This is a genomic window from Caloramator sp. E03, from assembly GCF_006016075.1.
In the GTDB taxonomy this organism is placed as follows: Bacteria; Bacillota; Clostridia; order Clostridiales; family Caloramatoraceae; genus Caloramator_B.
Map to the genome: position 1 here is coordinate 378,542 of NZ_CP040093.1, position 22,329 is coordinate 400,870.

Here is a 22,329-nt window from a genome sequence, read left to right on the forward strand (position 1 = left end):
TACATAAAGCTATTTCAAGAAGAGCACAAATATATGCTTTAAACTTCTTTTACATAGCAAAACAACCAAACAGTATACGGGCCTTTTAATCAGAAATATTAAAATTACTCTTTATTTTTAATATTTACGCAAGGTAAATATACACTAAATGTTGTCCCCTTGCCTATCTGACTTTCAACCTTTATATCACCTTTTAATATTGTTAGTATATGCTTTACAATTGCAAGTCCAAGGCCTGTTCCGCCTACATTTCTTGATCTTGCTTTATCAACCCTGTAAAATCTCTCAAAAAGCCTTGGGATGTGTTCTTTAGATATTCCTATTCCGTTATCCTTAATATCAATCCTTATCATATTGTTTTCCATTGTCTCAATAACCTCTACCTTGCCATCCTTTGGTGTATACTTTATAGCATTATCTATAAGATTTATAAGCATTTGTTTTAGTTTATCACTATCACCATATATATATAAATCTTCATCATGCTGTTTATAGGAAAATGTTATGCCTTTATTTCTGGCAACTGGCTCCATAATAAAGAATATCTCTTCCAAGGATTTATTTACATTAATTTTTTCAAAGTTAGCGCTAAAATCCTTATTTTCAAGCTCCGATAAAATTAAAATATCGTTTATTAAACGTGTAAGTCTTTCTGATTCAACATAAATTATATCTAAAAACTTATCCCTGTCGCTTTTATTTTCAACATATTTTAAAGTTTCAGCAAATCCTTTTATAGAAGTTAAAGGTGTTCTAAGTTCATGGGATACATTTGCAACAAAATCAGATCTAATCTTTTCTAAAGTTTTTAATTTAGTAACGTTTTGAATAACAAGGCAAAGACCTATGTTCTCTTTATTCTTCTCATAGTTTACTACATTTACAGCTTTGATCCTTAAATATATGGGATTTGGGTGACTTATTACTACTTCAGTTTCAATGTCCCCACCACATTTTATTATATTTTCAATTTCATTGCTCCTTATAACCTCAATAAAGTGTTTTCCTTCAACATCATCTTTAATAGAAAAGAGTTCTTTTGCTGCAGGGTTCATAAGAAGTATTTTTTCATTATTATCTACAACAATAACTCCATCTTCCATACTAGTTAATATTGATTTAAGCTTATTTTTTTTATCTAACAGATCATTTATAGTTTCCTGAAGCCTATCTGCCATAAGATCAAAAGCATGTCCAAGTTGCCCCATCTCATCGTATGAAGTTAGGTTTATTCTTTTATCATACTGTCCTAAAGCTATATTAGTAGCAATTTTTGTCATTTGAATTATTGGGCTTGTAAATCTATTTATAAAAATAAAGGCTAATAAAGAACAAAAGAAAACTCCAAATATAATTGTAAAAATAATAATTTCAGTTATCTGTTTTTTTACAAAGTCTATATTGTATAAAGGCATAGAAAGTCTTATAACATATACTTGATTGTTAGAATAAAATCTTAAGGCATAATAATACATATAGATGTTTTCTGTATTACTATATCTTAAAGATTCTCCTTCCCCACTGTATAAAGCAGCTTTAAATTCTGCCCTATTTGAATGGTTTTCAAGCTTTATACTAGATACATCCGATTCACCTATTACCTTACCATCCTGCCTAATTAAAGTTATCCTTTTCCCTGTTTTATTTTTTAATTCTATTGCAATATCATCATAGGTTTTATTTGCATCAATGTCTTTAAAATAAATTTCAATGAGCTTTGCATTAGACTTTAAACTATCCCTTACGTTTTTTATTATTATGTTTTTGGTAAATCTAAAGGACATGTATCCTGTAAAAGTAACTCCAAATAAAAGTATAAGAAACATGAACAAATAAAGCTTTTTTCTCATAAATATACCTTCGCTATTCCTTAAATTTATATCCTATACCTCTAATAGTTTCAATATATCTTGGATTTTTATCATCATCCTCAATTTTTTGCCTTAAATGTCTTACATGAACATCAACAGTTCGCGTTTCACCATAATATTCATATCCCCATATCTTATCAAGCAAAAAATCTCTTGTTAAAACCTTACCCTTATTTAATATTAAAATCTTTAAAAGCTCAAATTCTTTTAATGTCAAATCAACCTTATTACCTGATTTTAAAACTTCATGTTTATCAAAATCAATAACAAGATTATCAAACTTTAAAACTTTAGTGCTTTCTTCCTTTTTATTTCTCCTTAATATTGCCTTTATCCTTGCAAGAAGCTCTCTTACAGAAAATGGCTTTGTAATATAATCATCAGCACCAAGCTCAAGACCTAATATCTTATCAAACTCTTCTCCCTTGGCAGTAAGCATAATAATAGGTATCTGCTCTATTTCCTTATCCTTTTTAATTAACTTACACATTTCAAATCCGTCAATTCCAGGAAGCATCACATCAAGAAGTATTAAATCAGGTTTTTCATCTTTTGCTATTTTAAGTCCCTCGTTTCCATCAAATGCATATAAAATCTTATACCCGTTCATTTCAAGGTTATATTTTATAAGTTCAACAATGTTTGATTCATCATCGATTATTAATATCTTTTCTCCCGGCATAACATACCTCCTATATTAATTGAATAAAGGCGCCAAGTCTTCCTCTGGTACCATTTTCTTTCCTATATGAATAAAACATATCTCTATTGCAGGCTGTACACAAACTAAGTAAATCTATTTGAGTTTTATCAATACCGCAAGCTAAAATCTGTTTAATGTTTTCGTTCCATAAATCAACATAATATTTTTCATTATCCTTATAATTATATTTAAACTTTATAGCAACATCAAAACCTACTTCAAAACAGCATGGACCTATTGAAGGGCCAATAGCTACAATCATGCTGTCTTTGCTGCAACCCATTTTTTTAATCATATAATCTATAACTTTATAAGTTATTTCCTTATCGGTTCCCCTCCAGCCAGCATGTATTGCCGCAATAGTATTATTTATATAATCACAAACCAAAACTGGAACGCAATCAGCAGTTAAAACTCCAACTGCCACGTTCTTTAAGGAGGTTATAAGCCCATCGCCTTCTTTCCCAACAACATACTCATAATTTTTTTCATCTACTACATAAAAATTACTTCCGTGAACCTGTTTTAGATAGACATATTTAAAATTCATATTAGCTGCTTTAAATATCCTTTTATAGTTTATGTTTATTTTTTCTTTTTCATATATATTAAATGCATTTAGGCTAAAATCTTTATTTCCTTCATCTATCTTTGTGCTAAAAAAATGCCTTACATTCTTTATCTTTTCAAGTTTAGGTGAGCATATAAATTCTAATCCCTCATGCTTTTTCACAATATATTTTTCCATCAAATCACCTATCTTTAATATTCTACAGTTATTACTTCCCCTTCCATAAGGCTTCTTTTCACATCTATTATCCTTTGATTACTTGATCCTCTAAAGGGCAGTTTCAACGTTTTTTGGGATAATATAAAAGGACCGTCTATAAGCAAATCAACATTTTCAAGAAGTTTCTTTTTATCATTATTTTTAACTATATCTTCATAAAAAAAACCTGTATAACAAACTATATGTATATTATTCTTTTTAAGCTCCTTAGCAAGATAATAAAACCCCTCCACCTGGTAAAAGGGATCCCCTCCACTAAAGGTCACCCCATCAATGAAAGGATTTCTAATTATATCATTTTTTAAATCATCAACATCTATATCATATCCTCCTTTAAAATCGTGCGTATGAGGATTATGACATCCTATGCATTTATGCAAACATCCCTGTGCAAAAATAACATATCTAATTCCAGGACCATCAACTACACTTTCCTTAATAATTCCTGAAATTCTTATATCCATACAATCATCTCCAGTAACTCTTTTAGTAATATATATTATCATTTAAATTATATCATATATTATTAAAAGCTAATGTTAACATTTAGTTTTAAAATTAATATTATCTTAACATACTACAAAAGAAGGGACCTAAATACTGCTAAAACAATGCAGTTATAGACCCCTTCATACTATATTCAAATAAAATTAGACATATTTTATTAACAATGCTTAACTCTCATACCAAGTTCAGCCTTCTTAGCATCGTTAAATCTGTCAATCGTTGAAAGATATCCTGTTATTCTTCTAATTCTTCTAATATCTTGTGAACTGCATTCTGGGCATCCTTCCTCATCAATAATTCCACTATATCCGCATACCCTGCACTCATCTATTGGGAAATTAACCCCTGCATATCCTATATCACACTTTGCCATCCACTTTAATATCTTCTCAAAAGCATCAACATTATTTTCAATGGAAGAAGGCAACTCAATATATGATATATGACCTCCATTACAAAGCTTATGAAACATTCCTTCTATTTTTATCTTATCAAACATGCTTATTTCATATTCAACAGGTACATGATAGGAATTAGTATAAAACTCTTTATCTGTAACTCCTTCTATAAGCCCATATATCTCCCTATCCTTTGGAACGTATCTTCCCGCAGTACCTTCAGCAGGTGTTGCATAACATACAAAATTCAAATGTGTTTCTTTAGTTTGTCTATCACAATACTTTCTAATATATTCTATTATTTCATAACCCAATTTTAACGACTCTTCCGATTCTCCATGGTGTTTTCCTGTTAATGCCTTTAGAGTTTCTGCTAGTCCTATAAATCCTATACCTAATGTTCCGTTTTTAATTGCTTCTCTTATTTTATCCTCTTCCTTAAGATTTTCTGAGCCTATATAAAGCTTTTGTCCCATTAAGAAAGGTAAATCCTTGACCCTTAAATTTGATATAACTTCAAATCTGTGAAGTAGCTGTCTCTTGCAAAGATCAAGTATATTATCTAATTCATTATAAAATTTTTCTATATTTCCATATCCAGCCTTAAGAGCAAGTCTTGGAAGATTAATAGTTACAGGTGCTATATTTCCTCTTCCAGCTGATACTTCTGGTCCATTTACATTAGCAATTGTTCTTGTCCTACAACCCATATAGGATACTTCATCACCATATTTTTCATTAAAGCTTGCATCCATAAAACTAAAAGTAGGATTCATCCTATGACCTGCTACTTTCATAGCAAGCCTAAAAAGATCATAGTTAGGATCTCCTTCTTCAAAGTTAATTCCTTTTTTCAGCCTAAAAACAAGATTAGGGAATATGGGACTTTCTCCTTTTCCAAGCCCTTTATCAAATGCTTCAAGCATAGCCTTAATAACCATTCTTCCTTCTTCGCTGGTATCTGTTCCAAGGTTTATACTGCTAAAAGGCACCTGCGCACCTGCCCTTGAATGCATGCTATTTAGATTATACACAAGAGCCTCCATAGCTTGATATACTTCTTCATAAGAAGGTCTAACTTTAAAGCTTCTTATAACTTCAGCCATTGATTTATCAAAATGTGGAAAGCTCTGCCCTCCAAACATATCATTTTGATTACTTTGAAGTATAATAGCAGCTTGAGCTGTTGCCGAAGATATTCTCTTTGGAGGCCTTATATACCCATAACCTGTATTAAATCCTTCCAAAAGAAGTTTTGTTAAATCTATCTGAAGGCAGTTTAAAGTCTTGCCATAAAAGTCAAGATCATGTATATGTATATCACCTTTTATATGAGCTTTTGACATCTCCTGAGGTATGATATTATTAAGATAATATTGTTTACTTGCAGCAGAGGCTATTTGAAGCATCTTAGCTGATGGTGAATTTCCAACATTTGCATTTTCTCTGCTCGTCTCTACAAGTATCTCCTTAACTATATCCATAAGCTCACTTTTAGCTTCTCTATATCTTGTTCTTTTTGCTCTATATAATATATAAGCCTTTGCAGTCTTAGCATGTCCATCTTCAATTAATACTTTTTCAACACAATCTTGAACAAACTCTACATCAGGTATAACATCAGCCGAAAGCTTACTTAGCATATAATTTATAACTTTTTCAGTTAACATTTCAGCTGTTGCAAAGTCAGAACCGCCAACCCCCTGTGCTGCAAGAAATATTGCCCTTGTTATCTTGTCCTTGCTGAAATTAACTATTCTTCCATCTCTTTTTCTAATCTGAGTAAACATTATGTATCCTCCTATTTTTCCTTTAGTATTTTTTGAAGCTCCTCCATAAAGGTATTAATATCTTTAAACTGCCTGTATACTGATGCAAATCTTACATAAGCAACATCATCAAGCTCCTTTAATTTTTTCATTACAAGCTCTCCTATTAAGCTGCTTGGAACCTCCTGCTGCATTGTATTATATATTTGCTTTTCTATCTCATCAGCAACAGACTCCATCTGTAAAATAGAAACAGGTCTTTTTTCACATGCCTTTAAAATTCCATTTAAAATTTTCCTTTTATCAAATGATTCCCTGTTTCCATCTTTTTTTATAACAAATACGGGAATATCCTCAACCTTTTCATAGGTTGTAAACCTTTTTTGGCACCTTAAACATTCCCTTCTCCTTCTTATAGAGGTGTTATCCTCAGTAGGCCTTGAATCAATAACCTTAGTTTCTTCATAATCACAAAACGGGCATTTCATTTGCTCACCTCAGTATTATCTATATATAGTATCGAAGTTAATTATATAATCTATATATAGTTTTATCAAATTAAAAATATTTTTTTAAAAACTATTTAATTATTATTTAATAGCTTTTCACTTTTTTTCTTAAGAATACTATAAAGTTTTATCCTTTTCATCGTTTGCATTTTTTGTTGATGTATCAACGAGAATTACATCAACTCCAATTACCTTTATTTGGTTCCATCTTATTTGTATCTCATCCTTTTTTTTAAAAATAAACAAAAAACTATTCTGAGGGGGAATAACTATGCTCTCAATCCTTTTTAAATCATCATCAAATATAATATCACTTATAAATCCAAGTCTTTTTCCTTCTGCAATATCTATGACTTCCATCTGCCTTAAATCGGATGTTGTAAGAGTATCTTTTGTTTGAAATCTCTCTTTCATCAAGTTCACCTCCATCAATAAAGTATATGATTTTTCATCTTTTTAAATACATAAAAAAGCAATATGAAATTGTAGCTTCATATTGCTTATAAACATTATATTTAAACTAAATGTATTTTCTCATGTGGTTTAAAGCTGACTTTTCAAGCCTTGAAACCTGGGCCTGGGAAATACCTATCTCTTGTGCAACTTCCATCTGCGTTTTTCCTTCGAAAAACCTTAAAGTTAAAATAAGTTTTTCCCTTTTGTTTAACTTTTGAAGTGCTTGCCTTATAGATATGTTTTCAATCCATGTGTCGTCATGATTTTTTGTATCGCTAATCTGGTCCATAACAAAGATAGCATCACCACCATCGTGGTAAATAGGCTCAAATAAAGATACAGGATCCTGAATAGCATCTAATGCAAATACAACTTCTTCCATAGGAATATTTAGTTCTTTTGCTATTTCTGATACTGTAGGTTCTTTATTGTTTTTAGATATTAAACCATCCCTTACCTGAAGTGCTTTATATGCAATATCCCTTAATGAACGGCTTACCCTTATTGAATTGTTATCCCTAAGATATCTTCTAATCTCTCCTATTACCATAGGAACTGCATAAGTTGAAAACTTAACGTTTTGACTAAGATCAAAGTTATCAATTGCTTTTATTAATCCTATGCATCCAACTTGAAATAAGTCATCTACGTTTTCTCCTCTATTATTAAATCTTTGTATAACACTAAGTACAAGCCTAAGATTTCCATTTATAAACTTTTCTCTTGCTTCCTTATCCCCTTGTCGCATCTTTACAATTAATTGTCTCATTTCTTCGTTACTTAGAACTGGCAGCTTTGACGTATTAACTCCGCAAATTTCAACTTTGTTTGTAATCATTGTCTGCTTCATCCCCTTCAGATTGGTTGTATTAAAATTATTTCCGAAGGGATTTTTTTTTATTCAAAAAGTAAATTAATTAAGTAAATATTACAATTTAAAAATTTATCTCTATATCATTCTACTTATTTCTCTTCTTAATCTTTTTATAATCCTCTTTTCAAGCCTTGATATATACGACTGTGAAATGCCAAGTATGTCTGCTACCTCTTTTTGTGTTTTTTCAGATCCACCATCAAGTCCAAACCTTAACTCCATAATCTGCTTTTCTCTACTACTTAACCTTGTCATTGCATTCCTTAAAAGCTGTTTTTCAACTTCATCTTCTATATAGTGATATATAAGATCGTTATCTGTTCCTAATATATCAGATAAAAGAAGCTCATTTCCATCCCAATCAACGTTTAAAGGTTCATCAAAGGATATCTCTCCTCTTACCTTGCTGTTTCTTCTAAGATACATAAGTATTTCATTTTCTATGCATCTTGAAGCATAGGTTGCAAGCTTTATTCTCTTTGTTGGATCAAATGTATTGACAGCTTTAATAAGCCCTATAGTACCAATGGAAATCAAATCCTCAATGCTAATCCCAGTGTTTTCAAATTTTCTTGCAATATATACAACAAGCCTTAAATTCCTCTCTATGAGCACAGTTCTTATTCCTTCATTTCCTTGACGTAATTGATCTACTAAATTCTTCTCCTCTTCATTGCTCAGAGGAGGTGGAAGTGCTTCAGCTCCTCCAATATAAAAAATATCCTGTAAATTAAATATTTTCCACTGTATAAAGTTGAATAGCTCTTTTAATTTTTTCCTAACTGAATTAAAAAATTTTTTAAGAGATTTCATAATAATCACTCCTATTTTAATATTTCTGGATAAGCAAGAGCCTCATAATCCCCATCTACTGATATAGGCTTGTCATATAATGCAATAATAGGTTCAAATACAATATTATTTTTGTTCTTATACTTTACAACAGCCATATCAGCCCTTATGGCAATTAAAATACCATTTTCAGTACCTAAAGCTCTAAAAGGTATAATTCTAATTCTTGACTTCAATGAAGAAGATATTATTTTTTGTGTCAGTGTTTCATAATTGTAATCCTTTAAAATATATTCCTTAAGTTCTTCAGGAAATAACTCAAGTACAGATTTTAGATATGCAACTATAACAGGAACATTGCTTACAGGGTCTTTTAGAGTATTTCCTGTATCTATAAGAGCAGTAATACTGCACTTTTTATCCTCCAGTACAATCTGCATGTCAACTTTATTTCCCTCAGTACGGTAATGGTTCTCAAAATAATCAAAGCCTAACTTTACAAATAATATTGCTATAAGTATACCTGCTATCATATAACCTGATGATAGATTTGTAATAATTGCCCCTCCTGTAATATTTATTTCATTTCTTGTAAGATAAAATATTGCCAATATGCTTCCCCCAGTTATAAAAGCCTCAATATAAAATAGTATAACAATCCTTATTAAATCCTTAATTTTATTTGGAGTAAAAGCAATTACAATCATAATTAGTGACATCATAAATTTCATAAGAAGGGTATACATGAAATTAAAATCAGGACTAAAAATAAAAATTATATATAAAGCCCCAATTAAAGCAGCTATTGCTATTTTCCATATATTTGCATTGTGTTTGCATATCCTTTTTAAAATATATAGTAAAAGAAAATTCATAAAGAAATTTTCAAGCACAAGTACATCTATATAAACAACATCCCCCATAAGTCCACCCCGCAGTTGACATCATCTTATAGTTACATTATAGAACCATTATGTTGTAAAATTTGTCAGTTCATAAAAATATAAATATAATTTTTTTTATAAAATTATGATTAAATTTTTAAATAAATACCAAAAAAAAAATAAAATCTACATACAACGCCACTATATTTTTACGTGGGTTATATATAGATTTTTTAATTACAAACTCTCCTCATTTAACTATTCACAAACTAATTATCTTCTATTTCTTTGGTTCCTAAAGAATGGAGGTATATCAAGATTATCATCTGAAACATTGATTTCAATATCCTTAACTATCTGTTTGCTTTCTCCCTTTTGTTCTTCCTTCTTTGCAGCTTTATTCTCATTATATTTTTCAAATCCTGTTGCAATTACTGTTATTCTTATCTCATCTTCTAAATTCTCATCTATAACTGCACCAAATATTATATTAGCATCAGGATCTGCTGCTTGCTTAACTTGATCTGCTGCCTCATTTACTTCAAATAAAGTCAGTCCAGGTCCTCCAGTTATGTTAAGGAGTACCCCCATAGCCCCATTTATAGTTGTTTCAAGTAAAGGACTCGATATTGCCTGCTTTGCAGCTTCAGCAGCTCTGTTTTCTCCTGAAGCCCTTCCAACTCCCATGTGAGCTAAACCATGATTTAACATTATTGTTTTAACGTCAGCAAAGTCAACATTTATAAGTCCTGGTGTAGTAATAAGGTCAGATATACCCTGGACACCTTGCCTTAATACATCGTCTGCAATTCTAAAAGCTTCCTGTATTGGTGTTTTTTTGTCTACTACTTGTAATAACCTATCGTTTGGTATTGTAACTAAAGTATCAACCCTATCTTTAAGCTTTGAAATACCCTGTTCTGCATTACGCATTCTTGGTCTGCCTTCAAAGGAAAAAGGTTTAGTTATAACTCCAACAGTAAGTATTCCAAGCTCCTTTGCAATTTGAGCAACTACCGGAGCAGCACCTGTACCTGTTCCTCCACCCATGCCCGCTGTTATAAACACCAAGTCTGCTCCTTTAAGTGCCTGAGTTATTTCATCCTTACTTTCTTCTGCAGCTTTTTCACCAATTTCAGGATTGGCTCCTGCCCCTAAACCTTTAGTAAGTTTGTCCCCTATTTGAATCTTTTGACCTGCTTTTGAAAGATAAAGAGCCTGTTTATCAGTATTGATAGAAATAAACTCAACACCCTTTAGTCCAAAATCTATCATTCTATTTACAGCGTTATTTCCACCACCACCAACACCAATAACTTTTATTATAGCTGTTTGATCAACTTCAAATTCAAAATCAAGCACAATTAATACCTCCTTTTGTATTTTAAAAAAAGTCTGCTAAGAATTCTTTAATTTTGGTAAATATACTATGCTTTTCTTTTTCCTCATAGTCTTCCTCTTCAGTTACTGCAATTTCTTTTTCTGCATGCATAGATTGATAATCAATAGAACTAGTTTTTTTCTGTTTCAATTCATACATTGCCATTCCTACTGCAGCTGCATAAATTGGATTTGCAACACCAATGAAGTTTGGATATCCAAACCTTACTGGTATATCAAAGTATGATTGAGCCATGTCCTGTATGCCTTTTATATTAAACAGCCCTCCACCTGTTATCACAATTCCAGCCGCTAAGCTGTTCAATGCCCCGCTTTTATCAATTTCATTCCTTATTATGTATAGTATTTCAGAAAGTCGTGCCTCTATAATTTCTGCAACTTCTAAAAGATGAATTTCCTTCTGACCTTTTCCTGCTAAATTGTTGATTTTTATTATATCATCATTTTTTATCATGCTTGCTTGTGCAACACCATACTGCCTTTTTATCTTTTCAGCATCGGCTGAAGATATTTTAAGTATAATAGAAATATCGTTGGTTATGTGATTTTCACCAACAGGAATTACCTTGCTATAACATAGAGATCCTTTCTTAAAAATTGATATGTCTGTGGTTTCAGCTCCAACATCTATTAAAGCAACTCCTAATTCCTTTTCATCATCATTTAAAATAACTGTTGAAGTAGCGATAGGCTCAACTATTATACCATCAACTGTAAGACCTGCTTTTTGAACACTTCTTATTATGTTTTGAACAGTCGTACAAGATGCAACTATTAAATTAGCATCAACTTCAAGCCTAACTCCTACCATTCCAACAGGATCTTTTATTTCACTGTATCCATCTACTATAAACTGCTCTGGAATTATATCTATTATTTCCTTATCTGCTGGGACAGCCACTACTTTTGCAGCCTGTAAAACTCTTTTAACATCGTCCTGGGTTATTTCCTTATCTTCCCTTGATACAGCAATTACTCCTTTATTTTTATATAAGGTTGTGTATCCTCCTATAATATTAACATAAACTGATTTTATGTTCATATTGGCCATTTGTTCAGCCTGCTTTACTGCATTAGTAATTGCTTCAACAGTTGTATCTATATCAACTATAATCCCTTTTTTGACGCCTTTGCATTCGGAGGTTCCAACACCAAGTATATTAAATTGCTTTTTGTTCATTTCTGCAATCAATACACATACTTTAGAAGAACCTATGTCCAACGATACAACTATATTACCCATCACATCTAACCTCCTTCTTCTGTTCTTAATTTTAATATTCAACAAAACAAACAAATTCCCTCTTAAAAAAAATAAAAAGTTAACAAAAATTTATCTTTTTATATATTTCGTAATTAAATCTTTAAACTTTATCAATAATTTTAACTTTCTATTTTGATTGTTTTATATATTTAGGTAGAAATCTATAATTCAATTGGTTTATATTTATATTATCCCTTTTTATTATTTTTACATAAAGTCCCCTTTCCTTCATTTGAGCAACATGACTCTCTGGAATTGATAAGGCATATATAAGTGCCTCAGGATCACCAACTGCAGAAATTTGAAAAGGTGGAACAATATATTCACCATTGACCATAATAACCGATCCTTCACAGGTTATAGCAGTTCTTTCGTAAAACCTTTTCCCATTTATTGATATGCCTTCAGCCCCAGCATTTCTAAGCTCGTTTACAATACTTAGCAAATCAGTGTTATGGGTTATATAATTCATTATCTCTTCATTATTCAAATAATCATGACTGTCATCAATTTCTATTTCAACCCCAGGACCATTTATACTTTTCTCTCCTGCAAATAGTTTAACTTCTTCAAGTTCTTTTTTCAACGTTTCCGTGACGTTTTTATTCTTTTGTGTATTAGTATAATAGTTATTAAGTTTATTTCTTAAATCTCTCTCATCCATATATAGTCCTTTAAGCTCAGATTTTAGTTCGTTAGCTTCCTGATTATATTTTTGATATTGCTGATAAGTAAGAATAATAGTCGGCTTTGAAGCTGTATTTACAATAAATGATGATAAAAATACCCCAGTCATTATGCCAGTAAACAGAAGGAGAAGCCTTCCTTCATTCAACTTCATTATTGTTCCTCCTTATGCTTGAGTTTTGCTCTACCTTTTTCAAGCAATATTCTTCTTATAATTGCAAAATTATTAAAAATCCTGCTTCCAAAGACCAATACAGCTGCTAAATATATGGGAACATTTAATTGGTCTCCAAGATAGGTAAGCCCTGCAGCTAGAATAATATTTACAAAAAATCCAGAAATAAAAATATCTGAATCAAATTTATTTTCAAGTGCTGCTCTAAAACCTCCAAATACCGAATCTAAAGCCGCTAAAATTGCCACTGGAACATAAGTTGTTAAATAAGTTGGAATGTTTATCTTAAGGAATATTCCAATTAATATACCGATTATTAGTCCAATTAAAGGTATCATTCTATCACCTTCCTATTTTACATACTTATAATCTATACTTTTGTTGTATTTTAATATTTTTATATTATCACTTTTTGTTATTTTAACATTTATACCTGCAAGTTCTTCAAGCTTATCTTTAATTCCACCAGGTATTTTAAAGGCTCCTTCAAGTACTTTAGGATCCCCTATAGCCTTAATTACAAAAGTATCTATAGGGCTAAACTTTTCATCGTTTATCTTAATTGTTGCTCCTGCCTCTTTAATTTGAGTTCTTCCAACATATCTTTGCTCATTTATTGATATTGCCTCTGCTCCTGCTGCATTAAGTTCATTTACTATGTCAATTAAATCTGTTGAATATATCATGGAAGTTTCTGAATTTTTAACATCATTTGAAGGAGTTAAAGTCATAATAATTCCTGGACCTTCTACATCAGTAAGCCCTGACAGAAATCTTAAACTATCAATCTCTTTTTTCATCTGATTTGCAACTTCACTTTCACTTGCTACTGCCTTTTCTATTTCATCAACCTTTTTTTGGTATTCCTGTACCTTTGATGAAAGCTCATCCCTTTGTTTTCTTAAAGTTTCAACTTCACTTACAAGATCCTCTATCCTTTTGTAGCTATATTTACTTCTTATACCACTCATTGATTTGAATTGAAGAGATATCATAAGTCCTAATATAATACATACAAAGCCTATCACAAGCTGATATTTCAACCCTTTCACTTTCTCCACTCCTTTAATTCTTTCTGAATATAGCTGTTCCTTCAGGTAATATTTCTATAATTCCTTTGTTTTTCTTAACTTCTTCGTTATTTAAAATAGAGATAGCATAAGATAACTTATATTCAAGGTTTGTAGAATCACCTATACACACCTGTATTCCACTCTTTGTTGTTAGTACTATATTTAAAGGATCACTTATATTTATACTATAAAAAACATTTTTACATTCTTTAAAATCGGTTATTGACAATACCTCCTTTAATACTTTTTGATAAGTTGGATTGTTTTGTGCTATATTTTGACCGGGAATATATTGTTTAACGCTTATCCCTTCAATTAAAGGAATACTTCCATCAGGAAATTGATTTACAGTTTGAATCATGTTCCCAGATTCATCTAAATTAATAAAAGCATTATCAAACTTTATGAGTCCTTTTACCTTTTTTTCCTGTACATTAATAATAATTGTTGATGGAAGTCTCTTTTTTATGTTAACACTTTCAATATAAGGATTGCTTTTTATTTTTTCACTGATTTTGTCTTTTTTAACTAAAAAAATATTCTTTCCTTTAGCTTCGCAAAGGGCAAGCAACTCTTCTTTTTTTACATATTTATTATTATTTATGATAATTTTATTTATCACAAAATATTTTGATTTTAAAGCTATTGTTAAAAATATTCCTATAAAAATTAAAAGGAAACAAACATTTAAAAACTTTCTTCTCCTTCTTATCTTTTTTTCAATCCTTTCATTTTTCATAAAATCTACCTCTTTACAATATAAAGCAACATTATGTCTTTTATGTTAAATAATAAGAAAATAAATTTATTTTATAAGCTCTTCAATCAAATTGCATATCTTTTCCGAAGCATCAAGCACTGCAAGTTTCAAAGAATTTGAAGACATCTTTGCAAGCATTTCTTTATTATTAATAAGGCTTATTACCTGCTCTTTAAATATATCACTCTTTAATTGATTTTCTTTAATAACAACAGCAGCACCATTTTGTTCAAGAGACATTGCATTATATTCCTGATGATTATTTGCAACATAAGGAGACGGTATTAAAACTGCAGGAATGCCAAGGGCAGTTATCTCTGAAAGTATAGTAGCCCCTGCTCTGCTTATTATAATATCACAGGCACCTAAAGCATCCTGCATATTGTATATATAAGGCTCTATTACAACGCCTTTAAATTTGTTATCGTTTTTCTTATAATTTAGCTTTTTAACTATTTCATCATATTGTGTTTCTCCAGTAACAAACAAAAGCTGTATATTTTGTTCAATAAGAGAAGGTATTATATCGCATACTGCATTGTTTATATTTTTTGCTCCTCTACTTCCTCCAACTACTAAAATCAAAGGTCTATTAATATCAAATTTCCATACTGCTCTGCATTTAGATTTATTTTGATTTAATATCTGACTTCGTATAGGATTCCCTGTTAAAACAATTTTATTTTTTGGAAAATACTTTTCAGATTCTTTAAAGGTTATAGCTATCTTAGAAGCAAAATGGGCTAATATCTTGTTAGTCATTCCTGGAAAGGCATTTTGTTCATGTATAATAGTTGGAATTCCTTTTAATGCAGCAGCAAAAACCACAGGGCCACATACATATCCACCTGTTCCAATTACAATATCAGGCTTAAACTGCTTTATAATAGATGCGGCTTGAAAATAACCTTTAAAAGCCTTCATAACTGAAATAGGAGTCTTTAAAGAAAGCTTTTTATTTAAACCTTCAACAGTTATAAAGTTTATTTTAAACCCTTCTTTTGGTATCAGTTTCTTTTCAAGCCCATTTTTACTTCCAATAAATAGTATTTCACAGTTAGAATGTCTTTCCTTTAATTTTTTAGCTATTGCAACGCCGGGATATATGTGCCCTCCCGTACCTCCTCCAGATATTATTACTTTCATATAAATCAACTCCATTTCATCCATTTTGCCTTGAAATATTAAGAAGTACTCCTAAAGCTAACATAGTAAATAAGAGTGAAGAACCTCCATAACTTATAAGTGGCAAAGTAACCCCAGTAATTGGCATAAATGATGCTACAACTAAAAAGTTAATACTTGATTGAACAGCAATAAGAGATGTAATACCTGTTGCCATTAGGCTTCCAAATTTATCTTTACAGTTAAGAGCTATTTTATATCCTCTCCATATCAATATAGCAAATAAAATTATAATAAATAATACTCCAATAAATCCAAGCTCCTCTGCTATTATTGAAAATATAAAGTCATTTTGTGCCTCTGGTATATAATATAGCTTTTGATGTGATTGTCCAAGCCCAACACCAAGCAATCCTCCTGAACCTAAAGCATATAGGGACTGTATAGCTTGATATCCATCACCCAATGGATCTGCCCATGGATCTTTGAAGGCCAGAAACCTTTTAAAGCGGTATGGTTCTAATACTATACCTAATATAGCAGCACCTACACCAAAAGCAAATATCAGTACTAATTGTCCTATATTAGCTCCCCCTATAAATAAAAGAATGAAAGCAACTGTTACAATTATTACTGTAGTACTCATGTTTGGCTCTTTTATAATTAAAAGGGCAAACATACCAGCTACAATAAGCACTGGAAGTATCCCTTTGGAAAAAGTTTTTATCTTATCACCTTTTCTTGTTATATTATCTGAAGCGTATAATATCATCATAAGTTTTGCTATCTCTGAAGGTTGTATTCCTAAACTACCTATACCAATCCATCTTCTTGAACCATTTATAGGTGGCATAAATAATACAATAACAAGCAGAGAAATAGTAACTATCATTCCAAATAGAATGAGTTTTTTATTCTTTAATTTTTTGTAGTCAAAACAAGCTGCAGACAGCATAGTAATAATACCAAGACCTGCCCATATAAGTTGTTTCTTAAGGTGGTAAAAGCTATCATTATAAAACTGCTTATCTTCCCACATACTGGCACTAAAAACCATGTTTATTCCTATCGCCAATAATATTAATATAACGATAAAAAGTGGAAAATCAATCATACCACTTTTTTTATTCATTTTTTACCTCCTAAAAACTTATTGCTAAAAATCCAATAAGGCATAATATAGCTGTAAATATACAAAACCAAGCAACTATCTTAGTTTCATGCCAACCTTCCTGCTCAAAATGATGATGAAGAGGGGCCATTTTAAATACCCTCTTTCCAGTAGTTTTAAAGGATATTATTTGTATTATATCTGATAAAGTTTCAACAACATAAATTCCACCTACAATTACAAGTATAAAAGGCATCCTTAAAAGTACTGCAAGAGCTGATATTGCTCCTCCAAGTGCTAATGAACCTGTATCTCCCATAAAAACCTGTGCAGGATAGGAGTTGTATTTTAAAAAGCCAAGAAGACTTCCTGCAAGAGCTCCACAAAAAAGTGAGAGATCTTTATCTCCTAATCCGTAAGTGACAATAGCAAAAAATATGCTAACAATAAGTGTTACACCAGAAGCAAGTCCATCAAGTCCGTCTGTTAAATTAACAGAATTAGTTACCCCAACTATAACAAACATCATAAAAGGTATATACATTACTCCAAAATCTACCATTTTGTTGGTAAAGGGTATGTGTATAAGACTTCCAATATCTTTATTCGTATAAGCAAAATAAGAAAGTATAAATGCAAATGTAATTTGCCCAATTAGCTTTTGATAAGCTCTAAGCCCAAGGCTTCTTTTTTTTATAATCTTTAGGCTATCATCAAGAAATCCTATAAATCCATATCCAACAGTTGTTATAAGGGCAACCCATAATGATCCAGACATTTTTTTTGCAACTAATGCTGTTGTGATTATAATACTTAGAATAAATATTATACCTCCCATAGTAGGGGTACCAGCTTTCTTTAAATGGCTTTTGGGGCCATCATCCCTTATGTTTTGTCCAAATTTAAACCTTTTTAATGCTGGAATTATTACAGGCCCTAATATTAGAACTATAATAAAAGAAATTATTGTTGCGTAAATAGTTATCTGCATTTTATCAACTCTCCTGTCTTGTCAAAAGTATCTATTCTCCAAGCAACTCCCAAACTATTTCACGTTCATCAAAGTGAATAGTTTTGTCCTTTAAAATCTGATAGGTTTCATGTCCCTTACCTGCAATGACAATTACATCTCCTTCCTTCCCATTTTCAATTGCATACTTTATAGCTTGTTTCCTATCCTCTATTATAACATAAGGACATCCTGTTTTGTCTATTCCGGGAAGTATATCCCCTATAATTGCCATCGGCTCTTCACTTCTAGGATTGTCAGAGGTTACTATGCAAAAATCCGACAGTTCTCCTGCAGCTTTTCCCATAAGAGGTCTTTTCGTCTTATCCCTATCTCCTCCACATCCAAAGAGAGTTATAAGCCTTCCTTTTGTATATTCCCTTGCTGTTTTTAAGATATTTACTATCCCATCGGGAGTGTGCGCATAATCTATGACTATAGTAAATCCTTTCTTTGATATTATTTTTTCACTTCTTCCAGGTACTACCTCTAAACTTTCAAGACCTTTTTTAACACAATCAATCGGAATTCCAATTCCAATGCAAGCAGCTGCAGCTCCAAGAGCATTATATACATTAAACTTTCCTGGCAAATTAAGACTTATAGGTAATACTTTATCCTCATATTTAATATTAAAATTGGTTCCTTTTTCACTTATAACTATATTTTCACCCATGACCTGTGCTTCATTTTCTATTCCAAAGGTTATAACCTTCCCCTCTATACTTTTAGCTGCTCTTTTGCCATATTCATCATCTGTATTAATAACTGCAACATCGCACCAATCAAAAAGTCTCATCTTTGCATTAAAATAGTTTTCCATAGTTATATGGAAGTCAAGATGATCCTGTGTTAGATTTGTAAAAATGCCAGCTTTGAATTTAACTCCATAAACCCTTTTAAGCTCAAGGGAATGTGAGGAAACCTCCATTACACAGTATTCTATACCTTCTTTTTTCATGTTATAAAACATCTCTTGTAAATCCATAGATTCAGGAGTTGTCCTTTTAGCTTCTTCTTTTTTGCTTCCTATTATGTTATAAATCGTTCCAAGAAGTGCTGTTTTTTTATTATAAGCATCTAATATTGATTTAATCATAAAGGTAGATGTAGTTTTGCCATTAGTTCCCGTAACACCAATTATATTCATAGTATCAGCAACATTTCCATAGAAATTAGCTGACATTAATGCCATAGCCTCCCTTGTATCTTTAACCTTAATTATCGTAGCATTCCCTTTAACCTCTACATCTTTACTTACAACTATAGCATAAGCTCCACTGTCAACTGCCTTTTGAGCAAAAATATGACCATCAGTTTTGAAACCTTCTATGCAAAAAAACATACTTCCTTTTTTTACCTTGGATGTATTATAAGCCAAGGATTCAATATCTTTTTCTTCTCCTTTTATTGATATATATTCTACGTTTTTTAATATCTCTAATATTTTCATAACGACCACTCCTTAATATTTATAGCACAATACGGTAACCATATTGTGCTAAGGTATTAATCTTCTGGCTGTTCCAATATGACTTTAATACGTGTACCCTTTGACACTTCAGTATTCGGATTTATATCCTGTGAAACTCCTATTCCATCACCCATAAAAACAACATTTAATTCTAATGATTTTGCTAAATCATCTATTTCCTTTTTAGTCATACCTTTAAAATCAGGTACTACAACCTTAGCATTAGTATTCTTTTCAACCCCAAGATATAAAGTTATTTTTGTGTTTTCATAAACACTAACTCCAGGTTTAGGGCTAATATCATAAACAACATTCCCGTTTCCTTGAACTTCATAATCTATGTTGTTTTTCTTTAATACTGAACCTGCTTCATCAACACTTAATCCCCTGACCTCAGGTATAATAACCTCAACTGGCGTCTTTTGAGCTGAATTTGTACCTGTATCAGGCTGCATATTTAGATACCTAAATAAATCTTCAAAAAGTGTTTTTGCAAGAGGTGCAGCAGTACTACCAGAATAATAGTTTGAAGGATCAGGCTCATCAATTGTAAGTATCATAACAAATTTAGGGTCATTACTTGGAGCCATAGCTGCAAATGAAGAAATATATTTTCCAGGAGCATATCGCCCATTTTCAACAACCTGTGCTGTTCCAGTCTTTCCTCCTATATGATATCCTTCTATATATGCTCTTTTCGCTGCCCCGTAAGTTACAACACTTTCAAGTATTTCTCTTAGCTTTTTAGCAGAGCTTGTGCTTATTACCTGTCTTACAACTTTTGGCTGAATTTCCTTTACAACTGAAGTATTGCCATTTTCATCAGTACTTAATATTTTTTTTACAATATGAGGCTCTACAAGTTTACCATCATTTGCAACTGCAGCAAAGGCAGTAAGATATTGTATACTTGTAACTGATATACCTTGACCAAAGGCCTCTGTTGCAAGTTCAACTTTTCCAACTTTATCTATAGGCCTTATTATACCAGTTTCCTCCCCTGGAAGGTCTATATTTGTCTTTTTTCCAAGTCCAAAGGCATTATAATATTTATAAAGCCTTTCTTTTCCTATTCTTTCTCCAAGTATCATAAAACCTACATTACATGAGTTTTGTAGTATTTGTGCAAAATTTTGGACCCCATGTCCCTGCCTTCTCCAGCAGTGTATTATTCTATCTGCAACTTTATAAGAACCATTACATACAAATCTGTCCGAATCGCTAACTAAGTTTTCATTTACTGCAGCTGCAGCAGTAATAACCTTAAGTATCGATCCGGGCTCAAAGTTATAATTTACAGTTCTATTCTTCCAAAGCTTTAAAGACTCTTCAACGGATCCCTTAACAGGATTATTTGGATCAAAATCTGGCTTTGAAGCCATAGCAAGTATTTCACCAGTTTTAGGATCCATTATTATGGCAGATATTTGTTTTGCTTTGTATTCAGATAATCCCCTTTCTAACGCTTTTTCAGTATAATATTGAATATATTGGTCTATTGTAAGTACTATGTCATTACCATTCTTTGGTGGATAATAATTTGCAATTTTATATGGAAGCTCTCTATGGTAGGCATCAGTTTCTCCCATATATTTTCCTGGAACTCCCTTTAGTTCATTGTTGTACTGAAGTTCAATTCCTGATCTCCCATCACCATCTACATTTGTACTTCCAAGTACCTGGGCTAAAAAGTTGCCATTTGGATAATAGCGCTTTGTATCTTCTGAAACTATTATTCCAGGAAGTTTTAACTCCCTAATCTTGTTCCCTTGCTCCTTTTCAATTCTTCTTGCAATAGTAACGCAAGCAACTGGAGCACCATTGGACAATTTTTTATTCAGTTTTGATAGTATATCCTCTTTACTCATATTCAAAATAGGAGATAGCTTTTCAGCTATCTCTTCTTTTGTAATCTTTTTATTCTTTTCTTTATCATTGATATCTTTTAAAAAAGCATCTACCCTCTCAACGTTACCACTTACTGCAAGAGGGTTACCATTTCTATCAAGTATATTTCCTCTACGTGCTGATATTCTAATATCATTAGTCCATTGCTCTACTGCCCATTTTTGAAGCTGAGGAGCCCACATAATCTGAACATAAGCATACCTACCTACAATAACCGTTTGCAATATAAATATAACTAACAATAAGAAAACAATTCTTTTTTTTACTGTAATATTAGTTCTATGTTCGGTATTCAACTGGATACCTCCTAATATATTAATCCAAGCAGTCTTTTAACAAAGGATAACTTATCAGTTTTTACTTCTTTTTCAGCTAACGCTGTAAGTGGTTTAACATCAAGATATACTACACTTTCATTACTTGGTACAACCATACCGTATTTAGCAACAGCAGTTGATTCTATATATTTTATATTATTATATTTCGCCATTGATACCATTAAATCTTCATTAGCCTTTTGAACTTGTTTAATTTCATTTTTTATCTTGTGAATATTATTCGTAATTCTTATTATAGTTGCAAATCTACAAAGACTCAAAAAAGAAAGCATGAATAATGCGGTGATATAAGACATTATCTTAAGTTTAGCCTTTGTTTTCTTTTTATTATTAGTTTTTGGAGCCTGAACGGTTTTTTCTTTGTTTTTATTATCTACTTCAATATTGTATGCAACATTTCCATAGGTATATGTTTTTTTATTCTTTACCATTACCAATTTATTCACCCCCA

At 31.3% G+C, this 22,329-nt stretch carries 22 protein-coding genes; all 22 read right to left on the reverse strand.

Annotated elements, in window-relative coordinates:
- Positions 1–104: 104 nt before the first annotated feature.
- Positions 105–1,850 (reverse strand): two-component system histidine kinase PnpS, encoded by a 1,746-nt coding sequence (pnpS, locus tag FDN13_RS02015; protein ID WP_138978646.1) that lies wholly within the window; start codon positions 1,848–1,850, stop codon positions 105–107.
- Positions 1,851–1,863: 13 nt separating this feature from the next.
- Positions 1,864–2,553 carry a response regulator gene (locus FDN13_RS02020; RefSeq protein ID WP_138978647.1) on the reverse strand — a complete coding sequence of 230 codons (690 nt, stop codon included), beginning with the start codon at positions 2,551–2,553 and terminating at the stop codon, positions 1,864–1,866.
- A 10-nt stretch (positions 2,554–2,563) separates the two neighbouring features.
- On the reverse strand, positions 2,564–3,307 hold the full coding sequence (gene pgeF / locus FDN13_RS02025) for a peptidoglycan editing factor PgeF (protein ID WP_168190038.1): 744 nt from the start codon (positions 3,305–3,307) through the stop codon (positions 2,564–2,566).
- Positions 3,308–3,336: 29 nt separating this feature from the next.
- Positions 3,337–3,828 carry an anaerobic ribonucleoside-triphosphate reductase activating protein gene (gene nrdG, locus FDN13_RS02030; protein WP_138978649.1) on the reverse strand — a complete coding sequence of 164 codons (492 nt, stop codon included), beginning with the start codon at positions 3,826–3,828 and terminating at the stop codon, positions 3,337–3,339.
- 200 nt (positions 3,829–4,028) lie between these two features.
- Positions 4,029–6,059: an anaerobic ribonucleoside-triphosphate reductase gene (gene nrdD / locus FDN13_RS02035; RefSeq protein WP_138978650.1), complete on the reverse strand. Its 2,031-nt coding sequence runs from the start codon at positions 6,057–6,059 to the stop codon at positions 4,029–4,031.
- A gap of 11 nt (positions 6,060–6,070) precedes the next feature.
- Positions 6,071–6,526: a transcriptional regulator NrdR gene (gene nrdR, locus FDN13_RS02040; RefSeq protein WP_138978651.1), complete on the reverse strand. Its 456-nt coding sequence runs from the start codon at positions 6,524–6,526 to the stop codon at positions 6,071–6,073.
- 138 nt (positions 6,527–6,664) lie between these two features.
- A complete protein-coding gene (locus FDN13_RS02045; RefSeq protein WP_138978652.1) occupies positions 6,665–6,961 on the reverse strand; it encodes a YlmC/YmxH family sporulation protein in 297 nt (98 codons plus the stop codon).
- 106 nt (positions 6,962–7,067) lie between these two features.
- Positions 7,068–7,841 carry an RNA polymerase sporulation sigma factor SigG gene (sigG, locus tag FDN13_RS02050; protein ID WP_138978653.1) on the reverse strand — a complete coding sequence of 258 codons (774 nt, stop codon included), beginning with the start codon at positions 7,839–7,841 and terminating at the stop codon, positions 7,068–7,070.
- 111 nt (positions 7,842–7,952) lie between these two features.
- Positions 7,953–8,690, reverse strand: coding sequence for an RNA polymerase sporulation sigma factor SigE (gene sigE / locus FDN13_RS02055; protein ID WP_138978654.1), 738 nt, complete (start codon positions 8,688–8,690; stop codon positions 7,953–7,955).
- Between the two features lie 11 nt (positions 8,691–8,701).
- On the reverse strand, positions 8,702–9,592 hold the full coding sequence (gene spoIIGA, locus FDN13_RS02060; protein ID WP_138978655.1) for a sigma-E processing peptidase SpoIIGA: 891 nt from the start codon (positions 9,590–9,592) through the stop codon (positions 8,702–8,704).
- A 234-nt stretch (positions 9,593–9,826) separates the two neighbouring features.
- The gene (gene ftsZ / locus FDN13_RS02065; protein WP_138978656.1) at positions 9,827–10,915 is read right to left on the reverse strand and encodes a cell division protein FtsZ; all 1,089 of its coding nucleotides are present in this window, start codon (positions 10,913–10,915) and stop codon (positions 9,827–9,829) included.
- Positions 10,916–10,937: 22 nt separating this feature from the next.
- On the reverse strand, positions 10,938–12,197 hold the full coding sequence (gene ftsA / locus FDN13_RS02070) for a cell division protein FtsA (protein ID WP_138978657.1): 1,260 nt from the start codon (positions 12,195–12,197) through the stop codon (positions 10,938–10,940).
- Positions 12,198–12,345: 148 nt separating this feature from the next.
- Positions 12,346–13,059, reverse strand: a complete 714-nt coding sequence (locus tag FDN13_RS02075) for a DUF881 domain-containing protein (protein WP_138978658.1) — start codon at positions 13,057–13,059, stop codon at positions 12,346–12,348.
- On the reverse strand, positions 13,059–13,418 hold the full coding sequence (locus tag FDN13_RS02080) for a small basic family protein (protein ID WP_138978659.1): 360 nt from the start codon (positions 13,416–13,418) through the stop codon (positions 13,059–13,061). Before FDN13_RS02080 ends, FDN13_RS02075 begins: the two co-directional genes overlap by 1 nt.
- A gap of 12 nt (positions 13,419–13,430) precedes the next feature.
- Positions 13,431–14,132 (reverse strand): DUF881 domain-containing protein, encoded by a 702-nt coding sequence (locus FDN13_RS02085; protein ID WP_138978660.1) that lies wholly within the window; start codon positions 14,130–14,132, stop codon positions 13,431–13,433.
- Between the two features lie 13 nt (positions 14,133–14,145).
- Positions 14,146–14,892: a cell division protein FtsQ/DivIB gene (locus tag FDN13_RS02090; RefSeq protein WP_138978661.1), complete on the reverse strand. Its 747-nt coding sequence runs from the start codon at positions 14,890–14,892 to the stop codon at positions 14,146–14,148.
- A 66-nt stretch (positions 14,893–14,958) separates the two neighbouring features.
- Positions 14,959–16,059 (reverse strand): undecaprenyldiphospho-muramoylpentapeptide beta-N-acetylglucosaminyltransferase, encoded by a 1,101-nt coding sequence (gene murG / locus FDN13_RS02095; RefSeq protein WP_138978662.1) that lies wholly within the window; start codon positions 16,057–16,059, stop codon positions 14,959–14,961.
- Between the two features lie 16 nt (positions 16,060–16,075).
- A complete protein-coding gene (ftsW, locus tag FDN13_RS02100) occupies positions 16,076–17,170 on the reverse strand; it encodes a putative lipid II flippase FtsW (protein ID WP_138978663.1) in 1,095 nt (364 codons plus the stop codon).
- A 10-nt stretch (positions 17,171–17,180) separates the two neighbouring features.
- Positions 17,181–18,140, reverse strand: a complete 960-nt coding sequence (mraY, locus tag FDN13_RS02105) for a phospho-N-acetylmuramoyl-pentapeptide-transferase (protein ID WP_138978664.1) — start codon at positions 18,138–18,140, stop codon at positions 17,181–17,183.
- A gap of 31 nt (positions 18,141–18,171) precedes the next feature.
- The gene (locus FDN13_RS02110; RefSeq protein WP_138978665.1) at positions 18,172–19,611 is read right to left on the reverse strand and encodes a UDP-N-acetylmuramoyl-L-alanyl-D-glutamate--2,6-diaminopimelate ligase; all 1,440 of its coding nucleotides are present in this window, start codon (positions 19,609–19,611) and stop codon (positions 18,172–18,174) included.
- Between the two features lie 56 nt (positions 19,612–19,667).
- Positions 19,668–21,836, reverse strand: coding sequence for a stage V sporulation protein D (locus tag FDN13_RS02115; protein WP_138978666.1), 2,169 nt, complete (start codon positions 21,834–21,836; stop codon positions 19,668–19,670).
- Between the two features lie 11 nt (positions 21,837–21,847).
- Positions 21,848–22,315 (reverse strand): hypothetical protein, encoded by a 468-nt coding sequence (locus FDN13_RS02120; RefSeq protein WP_138978667.1) that lies wholly within the window; start codon positions 22,313–22,315, stop codon positions 21,848–21,850.
- Positions 22,316–22,329: the final 14 nt, after the last annotated feature.

Coding starts and splice junctions, on each gene's coding strand:
- ftsA (WP_138978657.1), bottom strand. CDS start 12,197: ATGGGTAATATAGTTGTATCGTTGGACATAGGTTCTTCTAAAGTATGT.
- nrdR (WP_138978651.1), bottom strand. CDS start 6,526: ATGAAATGCCCGTTTTGTGATTATGAAGAAACTAAGGTTATTGATTCA.
- murG (WP_138978662.1), bottom strand. CDS start 16,059: ATGAAAGTAATAATATCTGGAGGAGGTACGGGAGGGCACATATATCCC.
- ftsW (WP_138978663.1), bottom strand. CDS start 17,170: ATGAATAAAAAAAGTGGTATGATTGATTTTCCACTTTTTATCGTTATA.
- FDN13_RS02110 (WP_138978665.1), bottom strand. CDS start 19,611: ATGAAAATATTAGAGATATTAAAAAACGTAGAATATATATCAATAAAA.
- sigE (WP_138978654.1), bottom strand. CDS start 8,690: ATGAAATCTCTTAAAAAATTTTTTAATTCAGTTAGGAAAAAATTAAAA.
- mraY (WP_138978664.1), bottom strand. CDS start 18,140: ATGCAGATAACTATTTACGCAACAATAATTTCTTTTATTATAGTTCTA.
- spoIIGA (WP_138978655.1), bottom strand. CDS start 9,592: ATGGGGGATGTTGTTTATATAGATGTACTTGTGCTTGAAAATTTCTTT.
- FDN13_RS02075 (WP_138978658.1), bottom strand. CDS start 13,059: ATGAAGTTGAATGAAGGAAGGCTTCTCCTTCTGTTTACTGGCATAATG.
- FDN13_RS02020 (WP_138978647.1), bottom strand. CDS start 2,553: ATGCCGGGAGAAAAGATATTAATAATCGATGATGAATCAAACATTGTT.
- nrdD (WP_138978650.1), bottom strand. CDS start 6,059: ATGTTTACTCAGATTAGAAAAAGAGATGGAAGAATAGTTAATTTCAGC.
- FDN13_RS02090 (WP_138978661.1), bottom strand. CDS start 14,892: ATGAAAAATGAAAGGATTGAAAAAAAGATAAGAAGGAGAAGAAAGTTT.
- FDN13_RS02045 (WP_138978652.1), bottom strand. CDS start 6,961: ATGAAAGAGAGATTTCAAACAAAAGATACTCTTACAACATCCGATTTA.
- pnpS (WP_138978646.1), bottom strand. CDS start 1,850: ATGAGAAAAAAGCTTTATTTGTTCATGTTTCTTATACTTTTATTTGGA.
- nrdG (WP_138978649.1), bottom strand. CDS start 3,828: ATGGATATAAGAATTTCAGGAATTATTAAGGAAAGTGTAGTTGATGGT.
- sigG (WP_138978653.1), bottom strand. CDS start 7,841: ATGATTACAAACAAAGTTGAAATTTGCGGAGTTAATACGTCAAAGCTG.
- FDN13_RS02080 (WP_138978659.1), bottom strand. CDS start 13,418: ATGATACCTTTAATTGGACTAATAATCGGTATATTAATTGGAATATTC.